Source organism: Vibrio sp. 1978 (genome assembly GCF_033344345.1).
In genome coordinates, this window is the sequence record NZ_JAWPOP010000129.1 from 1 (window position 1) to 1146 (window position 1146).

1 protein-coding gene is annotated in these 1146 nt (G+C 45.5%); it reads right to left on the reverse strand.

Translation table 11 applies throughout. The features are described 5' to 3' along the window. Positions 1-227: 227 nt before the first annotated feature. Positions 228-1146: UDP-3-O-(3-hydroxymyristoyl)glucosamine N-acyltransferase (gene lpxD / locus R8N49_RS24975; RefSeq protein WP_318190195.1), on the reverse strand; the 919-nt coding region annotated here is incomplete at its 5' end.

A 1146-nucleotide genomic window follows, 5' to 3' on the forward strand; every position in this document is an offset into this window, starting at 1 on the left:
TGAGGTAGTAGCTCTTGAATTTCAGAGATGTTCATCGTTTTCTTTTCAGTAGTCAAAGTCGTCTTCCTATATCAATTCTCTTAACCAAGATGGCAAGGCAGCGGCAAAGGCCGCAAACTGGGAAATGCCTGCAAAGTGTATACCAGCTTGATAATAAATCTACTAATAGCGCGTCATTATAGAAGAAAAAGACCCGCATTTCGCGAGTCTTTGTTCAGAATATGGAACTAAGATTCTTCTTTCTGCTCCAGCTGTTTTTCAACAGCTTTCAAGCGTTTGTTCATCTCGTCAATACGGTGAACACGAGTTGCCGTCTTGCGCCATTCTCGGTTCGTCTGTAATGGGATACCTGATGAATAAAGACCCTTTTCTTCGATACTGCGCATTACCATGCCCATACCGGTGATGGCAACACCATCTGCGATAGTGATGTGGCCATTTAGAACCGACGCGCCGCCGATCTGACAGTACTTACCAATTTTAGTACTGCCGGCGACAATAGTACCACCTGGCATCACGGTACCATATCCGATCTGCACGTTATGTGCGATTTGAAGTTGGTTATCAAGAATCACATTATCTTCAATAATGGTATCTTCAAGTGCACCACGGTCAATCGTAGTACATGCACCAATCTCGACGCGGTTACCAATGCGCACAGAACCAAGCTGAGGGATTTTAATCCACTCGCCTTTATCGTTCGCATAACCAAAACCGTCAGAGCCAATGACTGTGCCAGATTGAACCAGACAGTCATCGCCCAATGATACTTCATGATAAATTGTCACATTAGCCCAAAGCTTGGTGTTGTTCCCCAGCTTCGCGTTTTTACCGATAAAGCAACCTGCGCCGATAACAACGTTATCACCCAGTTCAACTCCCGTTTCAATAACCGCGTTTGCGCCAATTGCAACGTTTTCACCCATCTTCACATCGGATGCAATCACTGCACTCGGTGCAATGTCTTCAGCAGGTTTTGGTGTGGTATCCATAGCCTGAACAACACGAGCGAATGCAACATAAGGGTCAGCAACGACGAGTGCATTACCAGCACACTGGTCCTTATGCTCTGCCTTCACCATCACCACTGTTGCTTTACATTCAGATAGATGCTTTGCGTATTTTGGGTTAGACAAGAAAGTCACG